Here is a 26,456-nt window from a genome sequence, read left to right on the forward strand (position 1 = left end):
AAGGTCGACGAGATACTGCCTTAAAACAGGGGAGTATCAAGCCGAGCGGACCACACGGTCAACTGAATAACCCCACTAAACACTTCACGCCCGAAATTCGGGCACCAGAAAGGGAACGACACCTCATGAACGAGATCATCCTGGCTCAGGACGCAACCGAGTCCACCATCACCGGCCTTGGCGCTGTCGGCTACGGCATCGCAACCATCGGCCCAGGCCTCGGCATCGGCATCTTGGTTGGTAAGGCACTCGAGGGCATGGCACGCCAGCCTGAGATGGCCGGACAGCTCCGTACCACCATGTTCCTGGGCATCGCCTTCGTTGAGGCCCTGGCACTGATCGGCCTCGTTGCTGGCTTCCTGTTCTAATCAGCTAACTTAACCGAAAGCTGGTAAACCATGGCGAATCCCATTTACTACCTTGCGCATGCAAACGCAGAGTCCCTGCCGCTCGAAAGTGGCAACTCCATTCTGTGGCCTAAGGCTTATGACATCGTCTGGTCCCTCATCCCGTTTTTGATCATCCTGTTTGTCTTCTGGAAGTTTGTTCTTCCGAAGTTCCAGGAGGTCCTGACCGAGCGTGAGGACCGGATCAAGGGAGGCATTCAGCGTGCCGAGGCTGCACAAGCCGAGGCGAAGGCTGCCCTTGAAAAGTACAACGCACAGCTCGCTGAGGCCCGTACCGAGGCTGCAGAGATCCGTGAGCAGGCGCGCGAGCGCGGCAAGCAGATCGAAGCAGAACTGAAGGACAAGGCCAACGAAGAGAGCAACCGCATCATCGAGTCCGGTACGAAGCAGCTTCTGGCACAGCGCGAGCAGGTCGTTAACGAACTGCGCCGCGAAATGGGCCAGAACTCCATCAACCTTGCCGAGCACCTACTTGGAGATCAGCTCTCCGATAACGTAAAGCGCTCTGGCACGATTGACCGCTTCCTTGCCGATCTCGACACTGTGGCACCGACCGGAAAGTAGGCGACATGCACGCAGCGAGCCGTGAGGCACTGGCAAAGGTATCGTCCGATCTGGACACTGCTCTTGCAGCAGATAACACCGTGGCAGTAGCCGCCCAGGCTGGAAACGAGCTGTTCGACGTCGTCGAGATCCTCGATGGCGACCGCGCTCTGCGTGTGGCTGTGGCTGATTCCTCCAAGGACGCGCAAAGCCGCGTCGGCCTCATCGAGGCCGTGTTCGGTGGAAAGGTGAGCCCATCTGTTCTCGAAGTCCTCAAAGACGCCGCAGAGCAGACTTGGTCCACCCCACGCGAGTTCCGTGCTGGACTCGTCCAACTTGGCCGTCGCGCCCTGCTTCGCTCAGCTGAGCAGCAGGGTCTGCTAGGCCAGGTAGAAGACGAACTGTTCCGACTAAGCCGCATCCTAGATCGTGAAGGCAAGCTCACTCAGTTGCTTTCTGATCGCACCCAGGAAGCTGCAACTCGCCGCGAACTGCTAGCCAAGGTGCTTTATGGCAAGGTAACCGCTGTTACCGAGGCATTGGCACTGCAGGTTATTGGTCGCCCCGAGCACAACCCAATTGATGACATCGCCGCTTTGGCAGCCAACGTAGCTGAGCTACAAGGTCGCTCCGTGGCATATGTTGTCTCTGCGGTTGAACTACACGAGGGACAGCAGCAGGCATTAGCCGAAAAGCTGGGACGTATTTATGGTCGTGCGATGAGCATCCACTCCGAGGTTGATACCAGCCTCCTCGGTGGAATGATCATCCGCGTCGGAGACGAAGTTATTGACGGAAGCACCTCGGGTAAGCTCGAGCGCCTTCGTGCAACCTTCGCTTAAAGACACGACGAATTGACAAATTTAGTAATGCTGGAAGAAACAACCGAGAGCAGGAAGAACATGGCGGAGCTGACGATCTCCTCCGATGAGATCCGTAGCGCGATTGCGAACTACACCTCGAGCTACTCCGCGGAGGCCTCCCGTGAGGAGGTCGGCGTGGTTATTTCGGCCGCTGACGGTATTGCCCAGGTTTCGGGCCTCCCGTCTGTTATGGCGAATGAGCTCCTCGAATTCCCGGGCGGCGTCATCGGCGTCGCACAGAACCTCGACACCGATTCCATCGGCGTTGTAATCCTGGGTAACTACGAGCTAATCAAACAAGGCGACCAGGTTCGCCGCACGGGAGACGTTCTGTCTATCCCCGTCGGTGAGAACTTCCTGGGTCGCGTTATCAACCCCCTTGGCAAGCCGATTGACGGTTTGGGCGAAATCGTAGCTGAAGAGGACCGCGTCCTCGAGCTTCAGGCACCTACCGTGCTTGAGCGTCAGCCTGTCGAAGAGCCTATGGCCACCGGTATCAAGGCTATCGATGCAATGACTCCGATTGGCCGTGGTCAGCGCCAGCTGATCATTGGTGACCGTAAGACCGGTAAGACCGCAGTCTGCATTGACACCATCCTTAACCAGAAGGCTAACTGGGAGACCGGCGACAAGACCAAGCAGGTTCGCTGCATCTACGTCGCAATCGGCCAGAAGGGCTCCACCATTGCAGCCCTGCGTAAGACCCTTGAAGAGCAGGGCGCTCTTGAGTACACCACCATTGTGGCTGCTCCTGCCTCTGATGCTGCAGGCTTTAAGTGGCTTGCACCATTCGCTGGCGCTGCTCTCGCACAGCACTGGATGTACCAGGGCAATCACGTCTTGGTCATCTACGATGATCTCACCAAGCAGGCTGAGGCATACCGTGCCATCTCCCTCTTGCTGCGTCGCCCACCAGGCCGCGAAGCATACCCAGGTGACGTCTTCTACCTGCACTCCCGTCTGCTGGAGCGCGCTGCAAAGCTGTCTGATGATCTAGGCGCAGGTTCCATCACTGCACTGCCAATCATTGAGACCAAGGCAAATGACGTTTCCGCCTTCATTCCTACCAACGTAATTTCCATTACCGATGGTCAGGTATTCCTTGAGTCCGATCTGTTTAACCGTGGCGTTCGCCCGGCAATTAACGTCGGTGTTTCCGTCTCCCGTGTCGGTGGCGCAGCTCAGACCAAGGGTATGAAGAAGGTTGCCGGTTCACTCCGTCTGGACTTGGCTGCTTACCGCGACCTGGAAGCTTTCGCTACCTTCGCATCTGACCTGGACTCTGCCTCCAAGGCACAGCTTGAGCGTGGCCAGCGCCTCGTTCAGCTGCTGATCCAGGCTGAGAATGCTCCTCAGTCCGTTGAGTACCAGATTATTTCTCTGTGGCTCGCCGGCGAAGGCGCTTTCGACAACGTTCCCGTCGAAGACGTGCGTCGTTTCGAGACCGAACTGCACGAGTACCTCGGATCCAACGCTGCTCAGGTTTATGAGCAGATCGCAGGCGGCGCTCAGCTGTCTGATGAGTCCAAGGAATCTCTGCTCAAGGCAACTGAAGACTTCAAGGGTTCTTTCCAGACCACTGATGGCTCCCCAGTTATCAATGAGCCTGAGGTAGAGGCACTTGACGCTAACGAGGTTCAGAAGAACCAGCTTTCCGTTTCCCGCAAGGTCAGCAAGAAGTAAAGGCAGCGAGCCTACACTCTATGACTGTCCAAGCAACTGAAGGGAGGCGTGTGAACCATGGCAACAATTCGTGAATTGCGTGACCGAATTCGTTCGGTTAACTCAACCAAGAAGATCACCAAGGCTCAAGAGCTCATCGCCACCTCTCGCATCACCAAGGCACAGGGTCGCGTTGCGGCAGCTGCGCCGTACGCCGAGGAAATCCAGCGTGTGCTGGAGCGTCTCGCGTCGGCAAGCTCCCTCGACCATCCCATGCTTCGTGAGCGTGAAGGCGGCAAACGAGCCGCCGTGCTCGTGGTCACCTCTGACCGCGGCATGGCCGGTGGCTACAACCACAACGTGCTGAAGAAGGCTGCGGAGCTCGAGAAGCTCCTCAGCGAGCGCGGCTACGAAGTGGTTCGTTATGTCACCGGTAAGAAGGGCGTGGACTACTACAAGTTCCGCGAAGATGCCGTTGCGGGCGCCTGGACTGGATTCTCACAGGATCCAGACTGGAACGCTACCCACAACGTCCGCCGCCACCTCATTGATGGCTTTAGCGCCACCTCTGAGGGAGAGGCTGCATATCGCGAGGGCCTGAATGTGGCAGAAGGCCAGGATATCCAGGGCTTCGACCAGGTTCATGTGGTCTACACCGAGTTCATCTCTATGCTGACTCAGAATCCAGTAGTGCACCAGCTACTGCCAATCGAGCCAGTCGTCGAAGATGATATTTTCGAAAAAGGCGAGGATCTGTTGTCCTCTTCCGGCGATGTCGAACCAGATTATGAGTTCGAGCCGGATGCTGACACTTTGCTTGAGGCACTGCTTCCGCAGTACATCTCGCGTCGGCTGTTCTCCATCTTCTTGGAGGCCGCAGCTGCAGAGTCCGCTTCACGTCGAAACGCGATGAAATCTGCTACTGATAACGCAACGGCACTGGTCAAAGACCTGTCCCGTGTGGCCAACCAGGCACGTCAGGCACAGATCACCCAGGAAATCACAGAGATTGTCGGTGGCGCTGGTGCGCTCGCCGACAGCGGAGAAAGTGACTAGATTATGACTACAGCTCTTGAAGAGCAGAACGCACAGCAGGCAGCTACTGCCGGCCGTGTCGTGCGTGTCATTGGCGCGGTCGTCGACGTGGAGTTCCCCCGCGGCGAGCTGCCAGCACTGTACAACGCACTGACTGTTGAGGTTGCCCTCGAATCAGTCAAGAAGACCATCGTCCTCGAGGTTGCCCAGCACCTCGGCGACAACCTTATCCGTACCATCGCTATGGCTCCTACCGACGGACTTGTCCGCGGTGCTGCTGTAACCGATACGGCTAAGCCAATCTCCGTTCCAGTCGGCGATGTTGTTAAGGGTCACGTATTCAACGCTCTGGGCGACTGCCTGGACGATGTTTCCCTGAACACCAACCCTGACATCGAGCGTTGGGGCATCCACCGTGAGCCTCCATCATTCGATCAGCTCGAGGGTAAGACCGAGATCCTGGAAACCGGCATCAAGGTTATTGACCTTTTGACCCCTTACGTTAAGGGCGGCAAGATTGGTCTCTTCGGTGGTGCAGGTGTGGGTAAGACCGTTCTTATCCAGGAAATGATCACCCGTATCGCTCGCGAATTCTCCGGTACTTCCGTATTCGCAGGCGTTGGTGAGCGTACCCGTGAGGGCACCGACCTCTTCCTCGAAATGGAAGAAATGGGCGTTCTCCAGGACACCGCACTGGTCTTCGGCCAGATGGATGAGCCACCAGGAGTCCGTATGCGCGTGGCACTGTCCGGCCTGACCATGGCGGAGTACTTCCGCGATGTGCAGAACCAGGACGTGCTGTTGTTCATCGACAACATCTTCCGTTTCACCCAGGCTGGTTCCGAGGTTTCTACCCTTCTGGGTCGTATGCCTTCCGCCGTGGGTTACCAGCCAACCTTGGCTGATGAAATGGGTGTGCTCCAGGAGCGTATTACCTCCACCAAGGGCCGTTCGATTACCTCTCTGCAGGCCGTTTACGTCCCTGCCGACGACTACACCGACCCAGCCCCAGCGACCACCTTCGCTCACTTGGATGCAACCACCGAGCTTGACCGCTCCATCGCTTCCAAGGGTATTTACCCTGCAGTGAACCCGCTGACCTCTACCTCTCGTATTCTCGAGCCTGCTATCGTTGGCGAGCGTCACTACGAGGTTTCTCAGCGTGTCATCGGCATTCTGCAGAAGAACAAGGAACTCCAGGACATCATCGCCATCCTTGGTATGGACGAGCTGTCTGAAGAGGACAAGATCACCGTTGCTCGCGCCCGTCGTATCGAGCGCTTCCTCGGCCAGAACTTCTTCGTTGCTGAAAAGTTCACGGGTCTTCCAGGTTCTTATGTGCCACTGACTGACACCATCGACGCTTTCGAGCGCATCTGCAACGGCGACTTCGACCACTACCCAGAGCAGGCCTTCAACGGCCTCGGTGGTTTGGACGATGTCGAAGCTGCTTACAAGAAGCTGACCGGAAAGTAAGGTAGAGACACATGGCTGAAATCACCGTTGAACTGGTGTCTGTGGAGCGCATGCTCTGGTCGGGTCAGGCCAGCATTGTGACTGCTCAGACCACCGAGGGTGAGATCGGCGTGCTGCCCGATCACGAGCCTCTTCTTGGCCAGCTGGCTGAGAATGGTGTTGTGACCATCCAACCGACCAATGGCGACAAGCTTGTTGCTGGCGTGTCGGGTGGATTCCTCTCCGTATCCAAGGCAAAGGTGACGATCCTCGCGGACTTCGCCGTCTGGGCGAATGAGGTTGATACCGCATCCGCCGAGGCAGACCTTAATTCGGACGACGAGCTGGCCAAGGCACATGCCGAGGCTGGGCTGCGCGCGGTCCGCCGCAGCAGCGAAGGTCTCTAAACCTCCGTTTAGCTGTTAATCGCCCTGTAGTAGTTTTCTACTACAGGGCGATTTTCTTATATTCTTGCTTGTCGACGCGCCCCTGCACGGCCTTTCCAGACCCCCAAGAGGGGGGTGGGCGAGCGGGCAGATACTTATAGATACTGGGTCGGAATTACCCCCGTAACGGCAATTTTCGCACTCTGAAACAATGTGAGTAGGATCGTTAGAAATCGTTTTTCTTTGTGCAGGGAGGACTTAAGACACCGTGGAATTTATTACTTGGGCCTTGGTGATCGTTGCAGTTCTTGCTGTTGTGCTCGCAGCCTGGCGTTTTTTCACCCTGCGTTCACGTGGCACCACTGTCATCTTGCGCCACCTGCCACAAAATGGCCTGCACGGCTGGCGCCATGGCACCTTGCGTTATAACGCGAATGATCTTGAGTACTTTAAGCTGCGCTCTCTTTCTCCTATGGCTGACCTTATTCTCAACCGCCTTTCGGTAACCCTCCTTGATCGCAGGGAGCCTACTGCCGAAGAGGCGGTTTTTATGTCTGAAGGCTCCCGCGTTATTCACATCAAGTCAAAAAATGAAGAAATTGAACTTGCCCTAGATAGCCATGGAGAGATGGCCTTTACCGCTTGGCTGGAAGCTGCCCCAGATGCTCGCTCTGAGCATTCCATTAGTGCTCATGAGTTGCAGCGTTTCCGCTTTGGTGAATTTGGCAAAGGCACCCAAAAGGATAAATAGTCACCCAACCTTGTTAAGGTGGGTGCATGCGTCTTGTCATCGCCCGTTGTTCAGTTGATTATGTCGGCCGCCTGGAAGCTCACCTTCCCGTGGCCGATCGCCTTTTAATGGTTAAGGCAGATGGTTCCGTGTCCATCCATGCCGATGACCGTGCGTATAAGCCCCTTAACTGGATGACACCACCGTGCAGCCTCCAAGAAACCCCCATCATGGATGAGGATGGACAAGCAACCGGTGAAAGCCTTTGGGTGGTGGAAAACAAGAAGGGTGAGCAGCTGCGCATCACTGTTGAGCAGATCCATTCCGAGCAAAACTTTGAACTCGGAACTGATCCGGGCTTGGTAAAAGATGGCGTGGAGGATCATCTGCAGCAATTGCTGGCAGAACATATCACCACCTTGGGTGACGGTTACACGCTTATTCGCCGTGAGTACCCTACAGCTATTGGACCTGTTGATATTTTGTGCCGCAATGCCGATGGTCAGACCGTGGCCGTGGAAATTAAGCGACGCGGTGGTATCGATGGTGTAGAGCAGTTAACCCGCTATTTGGAATTGCTCAACCGCGATGAGTTGCTCAAGCCTGTGCAGGGCATCTTCGCGGCTCAAGAAATTAAGCCCCAGGCCAAAACCTTGGCGGAAGACCGTGGCATTAAATGTGTCATCTTGGATTACCAGGCCTTGCGGGGCATTGAATCCAATGAGCTCACCCTTTTCTAAATACGCTCATGCCACGTCGAAATAAACGAAACAATATCCAATCGTCTCATGTTTTGCCACCAGATGGTGCGGTGTACTGGGGAACCCAAACCCAGGAGGGTCCAAGTTGGTCTTTTGGGGAGCCCTATTTGGTACGTCAAATAGGTTCCTCCGCAGCTAAGAAGTTTTATATTTGTCCTGGCTGTAACCAAAATATTCCGCCTGGTGTGGCTCATATTGTGGCGTGGCCCAAGGAGACAGGTGGCAGGGCTGATGATCGCCGTCATTGGCATAAGCCGTGTTGGGATCGTCGCTAAAAAGGGTAGGCTGGCAGCTATGATTGTTGCTTTTTCTGTTGCCCCCGCAGTAACCGATAACCCTGATGCAGAGATGGCAGATGCCGTCACCGAAGCGATCCGCGTGGTCCGGGCTTCTGGACTTCCCAATGAAACGAATGCCATGTTTACCCTCATTGAAGGGGAGTGGGATGAGGTATTTGCCGTAATTAAGGAGGCTACCGAGGCAGTCTCCAAGGTCGCTCCACGTACCTCATTAGTTATTAAGGCTGATATTCGCCCCGGACATACCGGACAGCTCACCCGCAAGGTCGAGGCAGTAGAAGAACGGCTTGCCGCAGATCATTAGGATAGTGGGCATTAATAGCAAATTTAAAGGAAGCGTGATTTTAAGGTGACTACACCACATCGTTTTGTCAGTGGCGCAATTGACTTAGGTGAAGTAAAAGCACGTGCAGAGGCACGCCAAAAGGCTCATGAACAGGGTCCTACCGCAGGTGGCATTGCATCTTCTATTGATGTGACCATGGAAAACCTGGAAAACGAGGTTTTGCGACGCTCCACCCAGGTGCCAGTAATTGTGTTGGTTGGTACTCCACGTAGCCCTGACTCTGAGCAGTTGAAAGCAGATTTCACAGCACTCGCCGCAAATGCGGGATTGAAGTTTATCTTTGCTTATGTCAATGCTGATACCGATGCTGATGTGGCTCAGGTTTTCGGTATTCAGGGTTTGCCAACGGTAATTGCAATTGCTGCAGGTAGGCCATTGGCCGATTTCCAAGGTGGTCAGCCAGCTGAAGCCTTAGCGGAATGGGTCGGCCAGGTGGTACAAGCAGTGGGACCACAGCTAGAAGGCCTACCAGCTGACGCCACGGCACCAGCAGATACGGCAGCTGAGCCGGAGGATCCTCGTTTTGACGCGGCCACCGATGCACTAAACCGTGGTGCTTTTGAAGAAGCCATTGCGGTTTATGATGCCATCTTGGAAGAAGAGCCACATAACCTTGATGCCAAGCAAGCTCGCGATACTGCAAAGCTGCTAGGCAGGCTGAGCACGGTGGCGCCAGGGGAGGATGTAATTGCTGCAGCTGACGCTGATCCAGCATCTTTGGAAAAGGCCTTTGCAGCCGCTGATGCTGCGGTGGTGAATGGACAACCTGAAGCTGCCTTTGATCGACTCATTGCATTGTTGATGCGCACCGCCGGCGCCGATAAAGATGCTGTCAAAGATAGGCTATTAGAGCTTTTTGGCATGTTTGAAGCTACTGATCCGCGGGTACTGACTGCACGCGGACAGATGGCAAGTGCTTTGTTCTAAGCCATTCTTATAGCCACCCCATTTCCTAATGGGGTGGCTATTTTTATAGACTAGTCGGTCTAGAGGGCTTTAAAAGACCAGGTAGTATCTATTATTTCCAAACTGGTTTTAATGCTACTGGATAGACTGTGCGGTCTGTTTATATTGTGGCATGACATTAACATTCCACTGGTTCCTATCCACCTCCGGCGATTCCCGCGGCATAATTGGCGGCGGTCACGGCGCCGAAAAGATCGGCACCTCCCGACCTCTTAGCCATAGTTACCTCAAGCAAATGGCATTGGCCGCAGAAACCAACGGTTTTGAATCCGTGCTCACTCCCACAGGCACCTGGTGCGAAGATGCCTGGATCACCGATGCTTCCCTCATTGAGGCCACTGAAAAACTAAAATTCTTAGTTGCTTTACGCCCTGGACAAATCGGGCCAACACTTTCCGCCCAGATGGCTGCCACCTTCCAGCGTCTGTCCAATAATCGTTTGCTTATCAATGTGGTTACCGGTGGTGAGGACGCAGAACAGCGCGCCTTCGGAGATTATCTAAATAAGGAAGAACGCTATGAGCGTTGCGGGGAATTCTTAGATATTGTCAGTCAGCTGTGGCGCGGGGAGACGGTGACCTTCCAGGGCAAACATCTGCAGGTGGAAAATGCGCGGTTGGCCAATCCACCGCAGGTCATTCCAGAGGTGCTTTTTGGTGGATCTTCCGCAGCTGCTGGAACTGTCGCTGCGCAATTTGCCGATACCTATCTCACCTGGGGCGAACTTCCCGCGCAGGTAGGGGAGAAGATTAACTGGATCAATGGCCTCGCAGCGCAACATCGACGCGAAGTTTCCCATGGCATTCGTTTCCACGTAATTACTCGCGATACCGCTGAAGAAGCCTGGGCAGTGGCAGAAAAGCTGATTGAGCATGTTACTCCCGAACAAGTTGCCAAGGCACAGGCGGGATTTGCCACCTCTGCTTCTGAAGGTCAGCGTCGCATGGCTCAATTGCATGGAAAGGGGCAGATCTTTAATGCCAAGACGGCAGCTCGTGATCTTGAGGTTTATCCCAACGTGTGGGCTGGAGTTGGGCTGCTGCGCGGCGGAGCCGGCACGGCACTAGTTGGTTCGCATAGCGAGGTTGCTGATCGAATTGAAGAATATGCCGCCCTTGGCCTCGATAATTTCGTGCTCTCCGGATACCCCAACTTAGAAGAAGCATTCCACTTTGGTGAAGGGGTTATCCCCGAACTGCTGCGCCGTGGCGTTGCAGTTAAAAACCACCCTTCCTTGGTAACCGCGAGCTAAGCGCGGCGCTTAACCCCCGCCAAGTTGACGTCGATAAGCATTTTTAAAGGACCTCTAATGACTGCATTAGCAACCCGGCCCCGCGTGGCGGTGCCCACCCGAATTATTTCCCCAATTGTTGTGTTGGTGCTGTGGCAGCTTGGCTCGATGCTCGGGCTGATCTCCGAGCGCGTGCTGCCGGCGCCCATCACCATTGCCAGCGCGGGCTGGGAGGTGCTAGTTAACGGGAAGCTTTTCGACGCCTTGATGATCTCTGGACAAAGGGTCATTATTGGATTTTTAATTGGCGCGATTATTGGAATTAGCCTTGGTGTGATCACCGGAATGTCTCGCCTGGCAGATACCGCAATTGATCCATTGCTGCAGGCTGCGCGCGCTTTGCCACACCTCGGCTTGGTACCGCTTTTTATTATCTGGTTCGGTATTGGCGAACTGCCAAAGGTGCTAATTATCAGCCTTGGTGTGCTGTTTCCGCTGTACCTCAATACCGCAAGCGGCTTCCGCCAGATTGATCCAAAGCTGCTCGAAGCGGGCGAAGTAATGGGCTTTAATGTGCGCCAGAAATTGCGCAATATTGTCATCCCTTCCGCCGCCCCGCAGCTGTTTGTGGGACTGCGCCAAGCAAGTGCCGCGGCCTGGCTCTCATTGATTGTTGCCGAGCAAGTTAATGCTCGTGAAGGCCTGGGCTTCCTCATTAATAATGCGCGCGATTTTTATCGCACAGACCTGGTGATCTTTGGACTAATTGTCTACGCCACTTTGGGCTTGCTTTCAGAAGCGCTCATTAGAGCCTGGGAGCGCCACACTTTCCGCTATCGCAACAACGAAACTGCAAGGTAGGACTCAAAATGACCAGCACACTTTCTGCACCCACCCACACTTCTACCGCCGCTCGCGTAGAAAATCTGCACAAATCCTATGGCTCCAAAGAAGTTCTGCGAGGCATCGATTTCCACATTGCATCCGGCGAAGTTGTAACCCTTATTGGTCGCTCCGGTTCGGGAAAATCCACAATACTGCGAGTGCTCGCCGGACTATCTGGGGCACATAGTGGCACCATTGAGGTCGCTGGCAATCCAGCGGTTGCTTTCCAAGAACCACGCCTTCTGCCCTGGAAAACAGTGCTCGACAATGTGGCCTTTGGGCTTAACCGTAGTGATTTAGCTTGGGAAGAAGCACGGCAAAAAGCTAGTGACCTGTTAAAAGAAGTGAATTTACCGGATGCTGACAACGCCTGGCCTTTAACCTTAAGTGGCGGACAAGCACAGCGCGTGTCACTGGCGCGAGCTCTAATTTCAGAGCCTTCATTGCTGCTGCTTGATGAACCTTTTGGCGCACTTGACGCACTAACTCGACTGACCGCCCAAGACCTGCTTTTGCGCACTGTAGATTCCCGTAACCTCGGTGTTTTGCTGGTCACCCATGATGTTGGCGAGGCTGTTGCACTTGCCGATCAAGTGATTTTGCTCGATGAAGGCGAAATCACCCACACCCTGCACATTAATATTCCCGGGCCAAAACACACCCGCCGCAGCCACCCAAGCTTTGGAGCTCATACCGCTCAGCTTTTGGACTGGCTTGAAATCACCACCCCTGCCTAAATACGCATCTTAAAAAGGAATTCTTTAGCAAAATGAAAAGCCACAAGATTATCTTCGCCACTGCTCTTATTGCCCTCGGATTGGGTGTGACCTCTTGCTCTTCAGCTTCTAGTGAAGCTCAACCAGCTGCCGATGGGAGCATTGATCTCAGCGGAGTTACCCTCAACGTTGGAGACCAAATAGCCGGCACCGAACAGGTATTGGAGGCATCAGGAGAACTTGATGATCTGCCCTATGACATCGAATGGTCCTCCTTTACTTCCGGCCCGCCCCAAATAGAAGCACTTAATGCTGGCCAAATCGACTTTGCCATCACAGGTAACACTCCACCGATTATTGGTGGACCAACCAATACCAAGGTGGTTGCTGCCTATAACAACAGAGCCTTGGGTGATGCGATTTTGATTGCTCCTGATTCCATAATTTCCAGCGTGGCTGATCTTAAAGGCAAAAAGATTGCCGTTGCTAGGGGATCAAGTGCCCATGGGCACCTCATCCTGCAGTTGGAAAAAGCTGGAATCAGCCTTGATGAGGTGGAACTAAACCTGCTGCAGCCCTCAGATGCCAAAGCGGCCTTCCAAAATGGCCAGGTGGATGCGTGGGCAGTGTGGGATCCTTATACCTCACAAGCTGAACTAGAAGGCGCAAAGGTGCTTACTAACGCCGCTGGAGTATCTGCAGGTTATGGCTTTGGCGTAGCAAGTGATGAAGCCCTAGCCGACCCGGCAAAAGAAGCCGCACTTGATGATCTGCTCACCAGGGTCTCGGAAGCTTATGTGTGGGCCAGCGACAACCCAGATGAGTGGGCACAAATCTACTCCGATGAATCCGGTTTTGATCTAGAAGCCGCCAAACTAAATACCCGCAGCTTGCGCCTCCAAGTGCCTTTAGATGATGAGGTAAATACCTACCAAAATGCCCTCATTGGTTCTTTTGTGAGTGCAGGCTTGCTGGAAGATTTTGATTTTGACAGCATTGTGGATCGCCGTTTTGAAGACTAAATAAAATGGTTCGTGCCCTGCCACTTGACGGTGGCAGGGCACGAACCATTTTTACTTGCTTAAGGGAATTAGCCTTCCCATGAGTAATACTGTGCACTCATAGCTGGAATTTCTACTTCGAGGGCATGGGGGAACCCATCCCAGCCAGTATCACTTGCTTGGAGGGTTGATGGGAGCTCATTACCTGCACCGAAGAACTGTCCTTCATCGGTGTTAAGAGCAAGCTTCCACTGACCGCCTGCAGGAACACCCAACTTATAAGCCTGCTGAGTGGTGCCGGAGAGGTTAAAGACACAGAGCATCTGAGAGCCGTCGGTGCCAAAGCGGGTAAAGGCCAAAATATTGTTGGCCGCATCATCTGCCTTATTCCAGGTAAAGCCTTCACCCTGGAAATCTTGGGTATGAAGTGCTGTGGCAGAGGTGTAGGTGTTGTTGAGATCGCGCAACAAATCTCGAATGGCACCGTGGTATTCGCCCTGCCAACCATCAACAATATCCCAAGGCAAACCATGTGCCTCAGACCATTCTTCAGGCTGTCCAATTTCTTGTCCCATAAACAGCAATTTCTTGCCGGGGTGCGCCCACATATATGCCAAGAGAGTGCGAAGCCCAGCAGCTTTATTCCAGGTATCGCCTGGCATTCTGGTCCATAGTGAACCCTTGCCGTGGACTACTTCATCATGGGAGATAGGCAACACAAAGCGCTCAGAGAAGGCATATACCAGTGAGAAGGTGAGCTCATTGTGGTGGAAAGCGCGATGGATAGGATCCTTAGAGAAGTACTCCAAGGTGTCATTCATCCAACCCATATTCCACTTGAGGGAGAAGCCCAGGCCACCATCCCAGGTTGGTGCAGTGACACCAGGCCAGGAGGTTGATTCTTCTGCAATGGTGAGTGCTCCTGGGTGCAAGCGCAGCAGGGTAGCGTTCATTTCCTGCAAGAATTGGACGGCTTCTAGGTTTTCGCGTCCGCCATAGATATTGGGCTCCCACTCGCCAGCTTCACGGGAATAATCCAAGTACAGCATTGAGGCCACAGCGTCGACTCGTAGACCGTCAATGTGGAACTCTTCAATCCAATACAGGGCATTGGCAACTAGGAAGTTACGGACCTCATTGCGACCAAAGTCAAAGACATAGGTGCCCCAGTCCTTTTGTTCGCCACGGCGCCAATCGGGGTGCTCATAGAGAGCTTCGCCGTCAAAGCGGGCCAAAGCCCAGTCATCCTTGGGGAAGTGGGCGGGAACCCAGTCCATGATGACGCCAATGCCACGAGCGTGGAAGGCATCAACCAATGCTCGGAATTGATCGGGAGTGCCCCAGCGTGAGGTAGGTGCGTAGTAGCCAGAAACCTGGTATCCCCATGAACCGCCGAAGGGGTGCTCGGAAACCGGCATAAATTCCACGTGGGTATAACCCAGATCCGCTACATAATCCACCAATTCGGTGGCGAGGTCTTCATAGTTAAGGCCCCAGCGCCAAGACCCGAGGTGGACTTCATAAACGCTCATAGGGGAGTTGGCAGGATCGCTGCTAGCGCGCTGCTCTAGCCACTGGGAATCCTGCCACTCATAGGAGGAATCGACCACAATGGAACCCGTTGCGGGAGGCAACTCAGCAGCACGTGCCATGGGGTCAGCCTTATCGCGGCGATGCCCGGCCTTAGTTTGGACGGCAAATTTATAAACTTCACCAGTGCCGACTCCAGGGATAAAGACTTCCCACAGGCCTGATCCGCCCATGGAACGCATGGGGTGCTGGGAGGCATTCCAGCCGTTAAAGGTACCAACTACGGCAGCGCCAATGGCATTGGGAGCCCACACAGTAAAGGCAGTGCCCTTTACAGTACCCAGGGAGGTTTCATAAGTTTTGGTGTTGGCACCCATGACATCCCAGAGGCGCTCATGGCGACCTTCAGAAATCAGGTAAATATCTAGCTCACCCAGAGTAGGCAGGAAGAAATAAGGATCTGCCTTTATCTGTGGTGCCAGACCTGGCCAGGTAATGCGAAGGCGATAGTCTAGGGTCTCGCGGGTTTCTAGTTCCGCTGCGAATATGTCATCACCAAGGTTGACCATCTCAACGGAGGTGCCGTCGAGTAGCAATTCAACCTTTTCCGCGCCGATTTGGCGGGTGCGCACTACCGAGCCTTGTGCTAGTTGATGCCATCCATAAAAACCATGGGGGTCATGGTGGTTGCAATTTCGCAGTCGGACTAGGTCCGCTTCAGGAATCTGAAGGTGGCTCGCGGGATCTACGCTCATAGATAAAAGTCCTTATAACGGGGGAAATCTTTAGATAATCAAGCTCTTAGTTCGAAAGTACCGGAGTTAGCCAAGCAGGGGGCGGTAATCAGAAACCCGCCCCCAATTAGGACTAAATTAGGCGCGATATTCTTCGATGGTGCGCCAAGCTACAGGCTCACGGCGCGCTGCAGGTAGCTCAGGCAAAACAAAGATATGTGCTACATCGCGCAAAGGCTCCAAGCGGACAAAGTTGCTATCGCTCCAGACATAACGTGCACCGGTGATGGCGTCACGAACCTCAAACTGGGCTCCCTTATCCAGACCTAAGGCAGCCATATCCAGATTGACGGTGGCCTCACGTGCACTGCGTGGATCGAGGTTAACTACCACCAGCACAGTATTTCCAGTCAAGGCATCAACCTTGGAATAGGCCAAGATTTGATCGTTATCAGTGTCGTGGAAGTGCAGGTTGCGCAATTGCTGCAAAGCAGGGTTTGCGCGACGGATCTTATTGAGCAGGCCAATATAATCCTCGAGCGAATCTCCACGTCGCAAAGCGCCTTCAAAATCACGGGGGCGCAGCTCATACTTCTCGGAATCCAAGTACTCCTCAGAGCCTGGCTTTACCGCCTGGTGCTCAAAGAGCTCGTAGCCGGAGTACACACCCCATAGTGGGGACATGGTGGCTGCAAGTGTCGCACGGATTGCAAACATTGCGCGGCCGCCATGCTGCAAAGACTCATGCAAAATATCTGGAGTGTTCACAAAAAGGTTGGGGCGAGCTACATCTGCCATCCGTGAGATCTCGGTACCGAACTCAATGAGCTCTTCCTTAGAGACTTTCCAGGTGAAATAGGAATAACACTGGGAGAAGCCAATCTTGGCCAGACCATAAAGACGCGCCGGGCGTGTGAAAGCCTCGGCCAAGAAAATTACCTCAGGGTTGGTCTTGTGAACCTCTGCGATAAGCCACTGCCAGAAATTAGCAGGCTTGGTGTGTGGGTTATCCACGCGGAAAGTGGTAACGCCGAGGTCGATCCAGAACTTCACCACACGGTAGATTTCCTTGTAAATCTTCTCCGGGGAGTTATCAAAGTTCAGCGGATAAATATCCTGGTACTTCTTTGGAGGATTCTCGGCATAGGCGATGGTGCCATCGGCCAGCACCGTAAAGAAATCCTGGTGCTCTACAGCCCATGGGTGATCTGGAGCGGCCTGCAAAGCCAGGTCCAAAGCAATCTCCAAGTTGAGCTCTCGGGCGCGAGCAACAAGTGCCTTGAAATCTTCCTCAGTGCCCAAATCTGGGTGGAAAGCATCATGGCCACCGTCCTTGGAACCAATTGCCCAAGGGGAGCCCACATCATGAGGCTCTGGGGTCAAAGTATTGTTGCGACCCTTACGGTTGACCTCACCAATGGGGTGAATCGGAGGGAAGTAGACGGTATCAAAGCCCATCTTTGCCACGCGGTCGAGCGCTGCGGCAGTGGTGGCGAAAGTGCCGTGAACTGGGGTGCCATTGTTATCCCAACCACCGGTGGAGCGGGGGAATAACTCATACCAGGAGTTCACCAGCGCTTCTCGACGCTCCACTGCGACCTGCAAGTTCTCGCCCCGGGTGAGTAACTCGCGCAGCGGGTTAAGCTCTAATAACTGCAAGACCGGCGCAGAGAGCGCTGGGGCGATGCGCGCGCGCAGATCACCGCCACGCCTGAGGACAGAGGCGACGTCGAGAAGCGTTATTCTTTCGGCCTTGGGCAGCTCTAGCGCGGCGGCCTCAAAAAGCTGCGCGCCGTGCTCGAGGTCATTATAAAGCTCCTCGGGGGACTGACCAGCCTCAATCTTGGTGGTCACTGCATGGCGCCAAGTGGCCATGGGATCCGACCACGCATCAACGCGGAAAGTCCAAGTACCAGGCACATCTGGCACAAAAAAGGCATTTGATTGATCTTGGTTATGAGGAGTGGGGCGCATAGGAATCTGAATTGGCTCAGCCGCAATTGCCGAATCTTCGGGACCTTGCACATTCAAGGTCGCAGCAATTGCATCGTGGCCCTCGCGCCACACCACTGCGGATACAGGGACAATTTCCCCGACCACAGCCTTTGCTGGGTTTCCATCTAAGAGCTGGGGTCGAACATCATCGATTCCGAGACGGCCAGTCACAGTTTTCTCCTCAAAACGCGGTGTGAAGTGCTGCAGGTTGCAATACTTAAAACTCAAAGGAAGCAATCGGGGGTAGTTCCACCGGTGCAAACCCTCCCAAAAGTTTAGTGGAGCTGTGTCAGTTCCACACGGAAGAAGAGAAATCAGCCAAGATGGACGATGTGACTAACATTTCAAATAACACCGCAGCAGCAGGAAATACCCCCCAAGACGAGGAATTCAATGAAGATCTCCTTATTGATTTCCAAGGGGTAGTTTTTAAGCGAAATGGCAAAAACCTCGTTGGCCCTGTCGATTGGCAGGTCGAATTAGACGAGCGGTGGGTCATCATCGGACCAAATGGTGCCGGCAAAACCACCCTTATCCGTATGGCCGCTGCAGAGGAATTCCCCTCTGGGGGAATCGCCCGGATTATGGGCGAAAGAATTGGCAAAACCGATATGCGTGATCTCCGCGCCATGATTGGTGTTAGCTCCTCCGCCTTAGGAAACCGCATCCCAGCTGAGGAAAAAGTGGCAGACCTTGTTATTTCAGCAGGTTATGCCATTTTGGGTCGCTGGCGTGAAGATTATGATGAGACGGACTTTGGCCAAGCAACCACCATTTTGGAACAAGTGGGAGCTATGCACTTAGCAGACCGCAACTGGGGCACCCTTTCCGAAGGTGAACGCAAGCGAGTGCTCGTTGCCCGTGCGCTAATGACCAACCCTGAGCTGCTTATTTTGGATGAACCGACCGCTGGTATGGATCTCGGCGGACGTGAGGACTTGGTGTCCTACCTAGGCGAACTTGCCATGGACCCAGACGCTCCCGCAATCGTGATGATTACCCACCACGTGGAAGAAATTCCCGCTGGCTTTACCCACGCTTTGCTGCTTGATGAAGGCGAAATTGTAGCGCAGGGACTTATTAATTCCGTTCTAACTAACGAGAATCTTTCTAAGGCATTCCACCAGCCAATTCAGGTTGATCGCATTGGAGAACGCTATTTTGCCCGCCGGGTGCGCACCGCGCGCAGCCACCGCGCTTAAAATGGATAATTACTAAGGCAAACACAAGAAAGCTCAGGGGACAGCAATGGTGATGAAGGGTGTCGGTGGCAGAAAACTAGCCGCAACCGTGATGCTGGTCCGCAACGGGATCATTGACGGACAACCAGACTTAGAGGTTTACGTCCAAGAGCGGGTATCGTCCATGCCCCATTTCCCACGCGCAACAGTATTTCCCGGAGGCGGAGTAGATCCGCGAGACTTTCCTGATTACCATCACATGAGAATCTGGAAAGGCCCCAGCGCCGAAGAATGGGCAAAGCGGCTTAATACCAGCGCTGAAATCGCCCATGCCCTCATTTTCGCCGCCATCCGCGAACTTTTCGAAGAAGCCGGAACCCTGTTGGCGGAACACTGTGAAACGGGAGAATTAGTCAAAAACGCCAGCCAGTATCATGACTACCGACCCCTGTTGGAAAGCCATGAGATGTCACTTACTGAAATGCTCATCAGGGAAAACCTGGTGGTGCGCAGTGACCTTATTGTGCCTTTTGCCAGATGGGCCAGCCCCGAAGGTACCGCCGCGCGCTTTGATACCTTCACCTTTGTTGCTGTAGAGCCAGAAGGCCAAACTCCTGATGGTAAAACCATGGAAGCTTCCTCCACCGGATACTTCCCACCGAGTTTGCTGCTGGACGGCTGGCGCGCCGGGCTCCTGAGATTGGTTATCTCCACCTGGGCTTCGCTATATGAATTAACCCAGTATCATTCCACCGCGGAATTATTACAAGCAATTGTTGATTGTGACATGAGCCCAGTGGTTGATGATGCCGTAGATAATCCGCGGTATAGAGAGTTTTATGAAGCGGATCGAATCGAACGTTTCTAAACCTAGCTGTTAATTTGCGAACCTGATTTTTGATGAGTTTGGAGTGCCCATTTGAGTTTTGATGCCGCCGAGGTGCACTTTCTCGTCGAAAATGCCCAAAAAATAACCGCAGCCACCGCCGACCTGGCCCTGAACAAAAAAACGATGATTGCAGATATCGCTGCTTTGCGCGACACCTTTGGCGAGCAGGGCAGAGCGGTGGCGGAGCTTGCGGGAGCACGTCGCAGTGTGGCTGGCAAACTGCCACAGGAGTGGATGATGTGCCATGATTCTGCACAACAAACCACTCCTCTGGCAGTATCTGCAGAACGCGCTCGACGCCTTAAAGTTGCCTTGGGTAACGACGCCTTAGCTCATGATGTGACCTGTTCAATCGGTACCGAAGGCCATGCAGTTCTAGATGCGGGCCTGGATTACCTTGGTTCCGATATTGATCTGCCACGCCTGCTTATGGCTCACTATAATTTGAGCCTGCATCCTGGCCTTGACGGAGCATCGGAGTTGCCAAAGTTGGTACAGGCAGATGCTTTGATTCCAGCAACTACCGGCGCTGATGTCATTATTGCTGATCCCGCGCGCCGTAAAAATGGTCGTCGAATCAGTGATCCTGGCCAACTTTTGCCTCCATTGCCAAGCCTCTTAGACACCTGGGCTGGGCTCCCCATGGCTGTTAAATGTGCTCCTGGCGTGGATTTTTCTGGATGGCAAGGCCTAGTAAGTTTGGTCAGCGTTGATGGTGGCGTCAAAGAAGCTTGTTTATATAGCCCTCAGCTTGCTGATGGTGAAACCCGCGAGGCGGTGGTGATTCGAGGGGATCATCTAGACCGCCTAAATGACCAACTTGATGATGGCGGCGCGGAATCCTTGGCGCGGGAGCCAGGAGAATTCATTATTGATCCAGATGGCGCGATTGTGCGCGCCGGGTTGGTGCGTCATTACGCCATCCGAGAAGATTTGTGGATGCTTGATGATCGTATTGCTTATCTCACAGGCAATTGGATTCCGGCTGGCACCAGCGGATTTAGGTTCTTGGAAGAAGTGCCTTTAAAGAAGCTCAAATCAGCATTGGCAGCACACAAAGCTGGTTCGGTGGAAATCTTGGTGCGCGGGGTGGATGTAGATCCTGATCAATTGCGTAAGAAGTTGCAATTGAAGGGTTCTTTGCCTTTTGCTGTGGTTATTACGCGTATTGGCAGTAGGGGAGTTGCCTTGCTTTGTGGTCCTCGTGAATTTAGTAGCCCCGACGCATTGTTAAACTCGAACTGAATTAACTAGTCTGTACTAAATAGACCATGCAGTCTGTATTAGGCTGTACTAAATACAGGTACTCCGCGGGCGTATCATGGCTACAAAATTAAAATCTTTGAAAAAAGACTTATTTGGAAGGTGAGTGTGGATGTCCACAATCGTGGTTCTGGTGAAAAACGTTCCAGATACCTGGTCCAAGCGGACCCTCGAAGCTGATTTCACCCTGGATCGTGCAAACGTGGATCGGGTGCTCGATGAGATCAATGAGTTCGCAATGGAACAGGCTCTGCGCCTTAAAGAAGCCTCACCAGAGGCCGGTTACCGCGTGGTAGCTCTTAGCGCTGGCGCTGCCGGTGCTGATGAAGCACTGCGCAAGGCTTTATCCATGGGTGCCGATGAAGCCATTCAGCTTGCTGATGATGCTTTGGCAGGCTCTGACCTTTTGGGTACTGCTTGGGCACTAAACAACGCCATCAATACCATCCCCGATGTTTCCCTCATTGTCACCGGTTCCGCATCTTCTGATGGAGCAATGGGCGCACTTCCTGGAGTTTTGGCAGAATACCGCCAGGTTCCAGCACTAACCAACCTTTCTGCAGTATCCCTTGCAGACGGAACTGTCACTGCTACCCGCATCGACAACCACGGTGTTTATGAGTTGCAGGCAGCACTACCTGCCATTGTGTCTATTTCTGATAAAGCCGATAAGCCACGCTTCCCTAACTTCAAGGGAATTATGGCCGCTAAGAAGGCTGAAATTAAGCAGCTTAGCTTGGCTGAAATTGGCGTAGCGCCTGAGCAGGTTGGCCTGGCACACGCTGCCACCGCAGTTACTGCAGCAGCCGATCGCCCAGAGCGCACCCAAGGCGATGTCATTGGCGCATCCGGCGCTGCTGCCAAGATCGCTGATTACCTCGCCGCTGAAAACCTCATCTAGCACGTCTTCAAAGGAGAACCACTACATGTCTACTTCTTATGTTCTGGTCGAGCAGCTAGATGGCCGCGTCGAACCAGCAACCCTGGAACTTATTACCGCAGCTCGCGTTTTTGGCGAGGTCACCGCAGTTGTTGTGGGCGAGCCAGGCAGCGTTGATGCCCTCGCTCCTGAACTCGCTGCAATGGGTGCCGCAACTGTTGTTGCCGCTACCGTTGCCGGTGCCAAGGATCGCTTGATCCTGCCAGCAGTTGATGCACTGCATATTTTGGCTGCTAATAACCCAGCTCCCATCGTTATTGCCGCAAATGCTCGTGGCAATGAAATCGCAGGCCGTTTGGCTGCACGTTTGGCCTCTGGCGTGCTCTGCGATGTGGTCGGTATTAACGCTGATCGCACCGCTCAGCAGTCCATCTTTGGCGATACCATTCAGGTTTCCGCTGCAGTTGGTGGCGCTGCACCGCTATATACCCTGCGTGCAGGTGCCGTCGATGGCGTAGCTCAGGCAGCAGCTGGCACCGTACAGCAACTGGCACTTCCAGAGGCCAGTGCCAAGGATGTCACCATCACTTCCTTTAAGGTTGCAGCGCAGAGCGCACGTCCTGAACTTCCACAGGCCAAGGTTGTTATTGCCGGCGGCCGTGGCGTGGGCAGTGAAGAAAACTTCCGCACCATCGTGGAACCACTTGCAGATATCCTGGGCGGTGCCGTGGGCGCTACCCGTGACGCCGTTGACCTGGGCTATTACCCTGGCGAATATCAGGTAGGACAAACCGGTGTTACGGTATCTCCAGACCTGTACATCGGTTTGGGTATTTCTGGAGCAATCCAGCACATCTCCGGTATGCAGACCGCTAAGAAGGTCATTGTTATCAATAATGATGAGGATGCACCAATCTTCCAGATCGCCGACCTCGGCGTTGTGGGTGACCTCTTCGAGATTGCGCCACAATTGGTCGAGGAGATCAACAAGCGCAAGTAGGAGCTTTGAACACTTTTTATATGGACCATGCAGCCACCACACCTATGCGTGAGGTGGCTGCTGCCACGTGGATGGAATATGCACAATCGCTCAACCCGGCCAGCCAATATGGCTCAGGTCGGCGAGCGCGCAGCGTGGCAGATTCCGCCCGCGAGGAAATCGCGCAGCTACTTGGCTGCGAGCCAATCGAGGTAATTTTTACTGCCTCCGGCACTGAAGCAGACAATATTGCTGTGCAGGGCCTCTTCCAGTCCTCAAAGCTCAATCGGGTGGTTTCTACCGCGATTGAGCACCCAGCGGTGCTGGAAACGGTTAAATCACTCGGTGCCAATGGTGCGGACGTTGATTTATTGCCGATCGGTGCTGATGGTCGCGTTTCATCCTTTGACCTATTGGAACAGCCGGCCGCTGTAGCTGCGATGATGTGGGCAAATAATGAGACCGGTGCGATTCAGCCGGTGCCAGAGTTTATAGCTGCAGCGCAAGCGTCCGGCACGCCTACCCACATTGATGCGGTGCAGGTTGTTGGTCACTTGCCGGTCAACTTCAGCGAGCTGGGAGTGACTACCTTGGCGGCGTCGGCGCATAAATTTGGCGGGCCCCGCGGAGTGGGCTTGTTATTGGCCAAGCGTTCACCAGCGCCTTCGGCCGTGTTGCACGGTGGCGGACAGGAGCGCGGCATCCGCCCCGGCACCTTAGACGTTGCCGGTGCGGCTGCCACCGCAGCCGCCCTCCGCGAGGCAGTGGGCGAGATGGACGCGGAAGCTCAGCGTTTGCGTGCGCTTAAAGCGGAGCTTCTCGACGGAATCCTGGCGCAGGTCGACAACGTCATGGTTCATACCACCGAACCAAGCCTGCCTGGGCATTTACACTTGTCTTTCCCTGGAGCGGAAGGCGATAGCCTAATCATGTTGCTGGATTCCATGCGTATTGAAGCTTCCACTGGTTCCGCTTGCTCCAATGGTGTTAATCGTGCCAGCCATGTGCTGTTAGCCATGGGCATTGCTGAGGCAGATGCGCGTGGTGCAATTCGATTCACCTTGGGAAGAAACACCACTGAAGAGTCAATTAAGGCTGTGCTTGGAGTAATTGCAGATGTGGTTTCTCGAGCACGCACCGCCGGAATGGCCTTCTAAAGAAAGAATGGAGCACTGAAAATCAGTGCTCCATTTTCTTCTTTGTTGATACGCTCGGGGAGTATGAGCACATTTCATAGAGGTCACCGCAGCTGCATTTGCTGATATCGCGCATTCAGATGGAACAGAACCAGAACTCGTCGACAAGCTCCGCGCGGAGAAGGCGCTGAGCCTGTCGCTCATCGCTGAGGAGCTGGGTGAGGTTGTGCCCGGACTGACTTATCCCGAGGTGCAGGCCGAGTATTTTATGGCTGTGTGGCTTAATGCTCAGATGTTTCCGCAGGGGATTGTGGAGTATCACTCAGCATTTGGAGGTTAGGGACCTCATCGTGGTTTGGATGCGCACCGGAGGCAAATTTCCGCACCCAGTCCTCATCCTTGTACTGAGCCGGAACACCGCCACCTAGGAGTTCGCGCGTAATCGCGGAAGCTTCGGTGCTGGTGGAGCCAAAAAATTCAGTATCAGAGCCCAGCAAAATGATATTGCCGTAGCGACGGCCTTTAAGCATGGGGGGATCGGCAATTACCGCGACATGTTGGAAAACCTCCATCATGCCTGCCAATTCCGCTTTGGCGCCACGTAAATCGGAATGGTCACCGCAGTTGGCAACATAAAGCCCACCTGCTGCAAGGCCACGGTGGCAATGCTCAAAAAACTCCACTGTGGTGAAATTTTGCGGGGTGACAGCGCCAGCAAAAACATCGCGAATAATCAAATCACGGCTTGCAGGTGTAAAAGTTTCAGCAACTTTACGGGCATCATCGACTCGAATTTTCACCCGTGGTGCGCGCGGAATGTCGAACCATTCGCGCGCCAGGCGGGCTAATTCACCGTCCAACTCCACCACAGTATTGCGTGACTGTGGGTAAACATCTGCAAAATAACGCGCCATGGTGCAGGCACCGCCCCCGAGGTGAGTGATGCGCAATTTGGAAGCATCCAGGTGGGCATCAATAAAAGCTCGTGCACCCGTGGCAATCCACCGCATATATTCAAATTCCAAGGCTTGTGGTTGGCCCAGCACAATATGGGAACTTGGCACGCCATTAATGCTGATCAGCCAGCCGTCGGTGGTATAGGAATCGGCTTCTAAATCAATCGTGGAGAACTCGCCTTTATAGGTGCCGGCCACTGGAGTATTGGCAGCTTGGGCATGAGTCTTAGCGTGATCGGGAGTGTTTTTCTTGCGGGCCACGGAGAGCTTTCTTTAATTAGTTTTAGGGGTTTTAGATCATGGGGCGGTGCTGGGGACTATTTAGCAGATGTTCGCGCATATACGGCAGTGTGAAATTTAAGTATCCATATTTGGGAACTTGTATAAGTCCGCGGCTAAGCAGTTGTTTGCGCTGCATTGATAAGGCGTTGGGCTTAACCTTCATGAGGTTTGCGATATCTCCAGTAGACACCATGCCGTCATTTTCTGATAATTGGGCAATGGCATAAAGGATGGTGAGCTCGCCATCTGGAACGTGATGCAAGCTGGGTTCATGAACCTGCATGCCCATGCGTCGAATAACTTCATCGCGTACCGCAGCAACCTGCTGGGTGGAGATTTTCGCGGAATTATCCAAGGTGCTCTGGGCCCACGCTAAAGAACCTGTGAGCTGCATGGAATAGGGATAGCCCTTGCTGATTTCGGCGGCTAGGGTAGCAGCTTCTTCAGGCATCTGCTTGCCACCTTCTGCAGTGGTATCGATAAACATGCCTATGGAATCTGGGGTGCTAACCGGCGAGAGTAAAATGCGCTCAGCCCGGCGAATGAAGGTGGTGCCCTCATGTTGTAGCAGCTGATTAATTCCCTCGGGCAAACCTGCTGCCACCAGTGCAATATCAAAGTCATCGCGGAGGAGATCCTGTACGGCGGTAGCCAGCACATGTAATTGATCCACATTGGCACTTTGCAGCTCATCGAGGGTGATGAGGATTCCCGAGCCGTGCTTTTGTAAGTGGGTGGCAAGCTCGCGAAGGCGCGAAATAAGAGTGGGAGTGGGATCTTTCTTATATGGATCAGCAATCGCGGTAACAGTAGCAATGCCCGGGATGGAAACACTACTAAGCATTCTTTTGGATTGAGGTCCTGCAAGTTGTTGCAGTGCTTCGGGAATGGCTGAATTAACCAGGTTATCCACCATGGAATCATCAGGGTAGGCGCGCAGGGTAATCCAGCCTTGAGAAGCTGCGGCATCTTCAAACTCATTAAGCAAGACAGTTTTGCCCATGCCACGTGAGCCAGAAATTAATAGTGCACGGAAAGGGCTGCCCGGCCCCTCGGCAAGGCCAAGCTTAAAAGATTGGAGGAGGGAGTCACGGCCTGCAAGGATGGTGGGGGAAACGCCGAAGGTGGGCCGAAAAGGATTACGAGCTGACATAGGGGACACCTTGTTTGAGTTGGTTTTAGATCTTTTAGAACTCTCAGTACAGTTTAGATCTTTTAGAACTTTCATGTGGGATTAGATCTTTTAGAACTTTTCCACCACGTTTTTGCGTCGTAAAGCAGCTTTAACCCTGTGCGCACTCAGGTGCGCACAAGTGGGCACGCATATTAGCAAAAAAATATTTAA

Annotated in this window: 26 protein-coding genes; 22 read left to right on the forward strand and 4 right to left on the reverse strand. The window is 53.8% G+C overall.

What is annotated here, in order from left to right; translation table 11 throughout:
• The first annotated feature begins 125 nt into the window (after positions 1-125).
• The 16 genes from H924_RS05635 to H924_RS05705 all read left to right on the forward strand — a co-directional run bounded on the left by H924_RS05635 (position 126) and on the right by H924_RS05705 (position 13,307).
• Complete coding sequence (locus tag H924_RS05635; RefSeq protein WP_003854855.1) at positions 126-368, forward strand: ATP synthase F0 subunit C; 243 nt, start codon at positions 126-128, stop codon at positions 366-368.
• A 30-nt stretch (positions 369-398) separates the two neighbouring features.
• Positions 399-971 (forward strand): F0F1 ATP synthase subunit B, encoded by a 573-nt coding sequence (locus H924_RS05640; RefSeq protein ID WP_015650998.1) that lies wholly within the window; start codon positions 399-401, stop codon positions 969-971.
• Positions 972-976: 5 nt separating this feature from the next.
• Complete coding sequence (locus H924_RS05645) at positions 977-1,792, forward strand: F0F1 ATP synthase subunit delta (protein WP_015650999.1); 816 nt, start codon at positions 977-979, stop codon at positions 1,790-1,792.
• A gap of 60 nt (positions 1,793-1,852) precedes the next feature.
• Positions 1,853-3,496, forward strand: coding sequence for a F0F1 ATP synthase subunit alpha (gene atpA, locus H924_RS05650; RefSeq protein ID WP_015651000.1), 1,644 nt, complete (start codon positions 1,853-1,855; stop codon positions 3,494-3,496).
• A 57-nt stretch (positions 3,497-3,553) separates the two neighbouring features.
• Positions 3,554-4,531, forward strand: a complete 978-nt coding sequence (locus H924_RS05655) for a F0F1 ATP synthase subunit gamma (protein ID WP_015651001.1) — start codon at positions 3,554-3,556, stop codon at positions 4,529-4,531.
• Positions 4,532-4,534: 3 nt separating this feature from the next.
• On the forward strand, positions 4,535-5,986 hold the full coding sequence (atpD, locus tag H924_RS05660; RefSeq protein WP_015651002.1) for a F0F1 ATP synthase subunit beta: 1,452 nt from the start codon (positions 4,535-4,537) through the stop codon (positions 5,984-5,986).
• An 11-nt stretch (positions 5,987-5,997) separates the two neighbouring features.
• Entirely contained in the window at positions 5,998-6,372 is a 375-nt protein-coding gene (locus H924_RS05665) for a F0F1 ATP synthase subunit epsilon (protein ID WP_015651003.1), read from the forward strand.
• Between the two features lie 247 nt (positions 6,373-6,619).
• Positions 6,620-7,102, forward strand: coding sequence for a DUF2550 domain-containing protein (locus tag H924_RS05670; RefSeq protein WP_015651004.1), 483 nt, complete (start codon positions 6,620-6,622; stop codon positions 7,100-7,102).
• 26 nt (positions 7,103-7,128) lie between these two features.
• A complete protein-coding gene (gene nucS, locus H924_RS05675; protein ID WP_015651005.1) occupies positions 7,129-7,821 on the forward strand; it encodes an endonuclease NucS in 693 nt (230 codons plus the stop codon).
• An 8-nt stretch (positions 7,822-7,829) separates the two neighbouring features.
• Complete coding sequence (locus H924_RS13910; RefSeq protein ID WP_081602472.1) at positions 7,830-8,117, forward strand: hypothetical protein; 288 nt, start codon at positions 7,830-7,832, stop codon at positions 8,115-8,117.
• Positions 8,118-8,136: 19 nt separating this feature from the next.
• Positions 8,137-8,445 carry a thiamine-binding protein gene (locus tag H924_RS05680; protein WP_015651006.1) on the forward strand — a complete coding sequence of 103 codons (309 nt, stop codon included), beginning with the start codon at positions 8,137-8,139 and terminating at the stop codon, positions 8,443-8,445.
• A gap of 45 nt (positions 8,446-8,490) precedes the next feature.
• Positions 8,491-9,414: a tetratricopeptide repeat protein gene (locus H924_RS05685; RefSeq protein ID WP_015651007.1), complete on the forward strand. Its 924-nt coding sequence runs from the start codon at positions 8,491-8,493 to the stop codon at positions 9,412-9,414.
• Positions 9,415-9,565: 151 nt separating this feature from the next.
• On the forward strand, positions 9,566-10,705 hold the full coding sequence (locus H924_RS05690; RefSeq protein ID WP_015651008.1) for an LLM class flavin-dependent oxidoreductase: 1,140 nt from the start codon (positions 9,566-9,568) through the stop codon (positions 10,703-10,705).
• 57 nt (positions 10,706-10,762) lie between these two features.
• Positions 10,763-11,545 carry an ABC transporter permease gene (locus H924_RS05695; protein ID WP_015651009.1) on the forward strand — a complete coding sequence of 261 codons (783 nt, stop codon included), beginning with the start codon at positions 10,763-10,765 and terminating at the stop codon, positions 11,543-11,545.
• Between the two features lie 8 nt (positions 11,546-11,553).
• Complete coding sequence (locus tag H924_RS05700; protein ID WP_015651010.1) at positions 11,554-12,306, forward strand: ABC transporter ATP-binding protein; 753 nt, start codon at positions 11,554-11,556, stop codon at positions 12,304-12,306.
• Between the two features lie 32 nt (positions 12,307-12,338).
• Entirely contained in the window at positions 12,339-13,307 is a 969-nt protein-coding gene (locus tag H924_RS05705) for an ABC transporter substrate-binding protein (protein ID WP_015651011.1), read from the forward strand.
• A 68-nt stretch (positions 13,308-13,375) separates the two neighbouring features.
• On the opposite strand, the gene glgB is transcribed toward H924_RS05705, so the two are convergent.
• Positions 13,376-15,571 (reverse strand): 1,4-alpha-glucan branching protein GlgB, encoded by a 2,196-nt coding sequence (glgB, locus tag H924_RS05710; protein ID WP_015651012.1) that lies wholly within the window; start codon positions 15,569-15,571, stop codon positions 13,376-13,378.
• Between the two features lie 117 nt (positions 15,572-15,688).
• Positions 15,689-17,716 (reverse strand): maltotransferase domain-containing protein, encoded by a 2,028-nt coding sequence (locus H924_RS05715; protein WP_015651013.1) that lies wholly within the window; start codon positions 17,714-17,716, stop codon positions 15,689-15,691.
• A 152-nt stretch (positions 17,717-17,868) separates the two neighbouring features.
• Between H924_RS05715 and H924_RS05720 the strand changes: the two genes are divergently transcribed.
• The 6 genes from H924_RS05720 to H924_RS05745 all read left to right on the forward strand — a co-directional run bounded on the left by H924_RS05720 (position 17,869) and on the right by H924_RS05745 (position 23,894).
• Positions 17,869-18,747: an ABC transporter ATP-binding protein gene (locus H924_RS05720; RefSeq protein WP_015651014.1), complete on the forward strand. Its 879-nt coding sequence runs from the start codon at positions 17,869-17,871 to the stop codon at positions 18,745-18,747.
• 46 nt (positions 18,748-18,793) lie between these two features.
• A complete protein-coding gene (locus H924_RS05725; RefSeq protein ID WP_015651015.1) occupies positions 18,794-19,594 on the forward strand; it encodes an NUDIX hydrolase in 801 nt (266 codons plus the stop codon).
• Positions 19,595-19,645: 51 nt separating this feature from the next.
• A complete protein-coding gene (locus H924_RS05730; protein WP_015651016.1) occupies positions 19,646-20,860 on the forward strand; it encodes a THUMP-like domain-containing protein in 1,215 nt (404 codons plus the stop codon).
• A 130-nt stretch (positions 20,861-20,990) separates the two neighbouring features.
• Positions 20,991-21,779: an electron transfer flavoprotein subunit beta/FixA family protein gene (locus H924_RS05735; protein WP_015651017.1), complete on the forward strand. Its 789-nt coding sequence runs from the start codon at positions 20,991-20,993 to the stop codon at positions 21,777-21,779.
• Between the two features lie 25 nt (positions 21,780-21,804).
• Positions 21,805-22,758 (forward strand): electron transfer flavoprotein subunit alpha/FixB family protein, encoded by a 954-nt coding sequence (locus H924_RS05740; protein ID WP_015651018.1) that lies wholly within the window; start codon positions 21,805-21,807, stop codon positions 22,756-22,758.
• 5 nt (positions 22,759-22,763) lie between these two features.
• Positions 22,764-23,894, forward strand: coding sequence for a cysteine desulfurase family protein (locus tag H924_RS05745; protein ID WP_015651019.1), 1,131 nt, complete (start codon positions 22,764-22,766; stop codon positions 23,892-23,894).
• 260 nt (positions 23,895-24,154) lie between these two features.
• Here the strand turns inward: H924_RS05745 and H924_RS05750 are convergent, their stop codons facing one another.
• Positions 24,155-25,090 (reverse strand): spermidine synthase, encoded by a 936-nt coding sequence (locus tag H924_RS05750; protein ID WP_015651021.1) that lies wholly within the window; start codon positions 25,088-25,090, stop codon positions 24,155-24,157.
• A 31-nt stretch (positions 25,091-25,121) separates the two neighbouring features.
• Positions 25,122-26,264, reverse strand: a complete 1,143-nt coding sequence (locus tag H924_RS05755; protein ID WP_015651022.1) for an AAA family ATPase — start codon at positions 26,262-26,264, stop codon at positions 25,122-25,124.
• Positions 26,265-26,456 lie beyond the last annotated feature (192 nt).

Source organism: Corynebacterium callunae DSM 20147, from assembly GCF_000344785.1.
GTDB classification, from domain to species: domain Bacteria; phylum Actinomycetota; class Actinomycetes; order Mycobacteriales; family Mycobacteriaceae; genus Corynebacterium; species Corynebacterium callunae.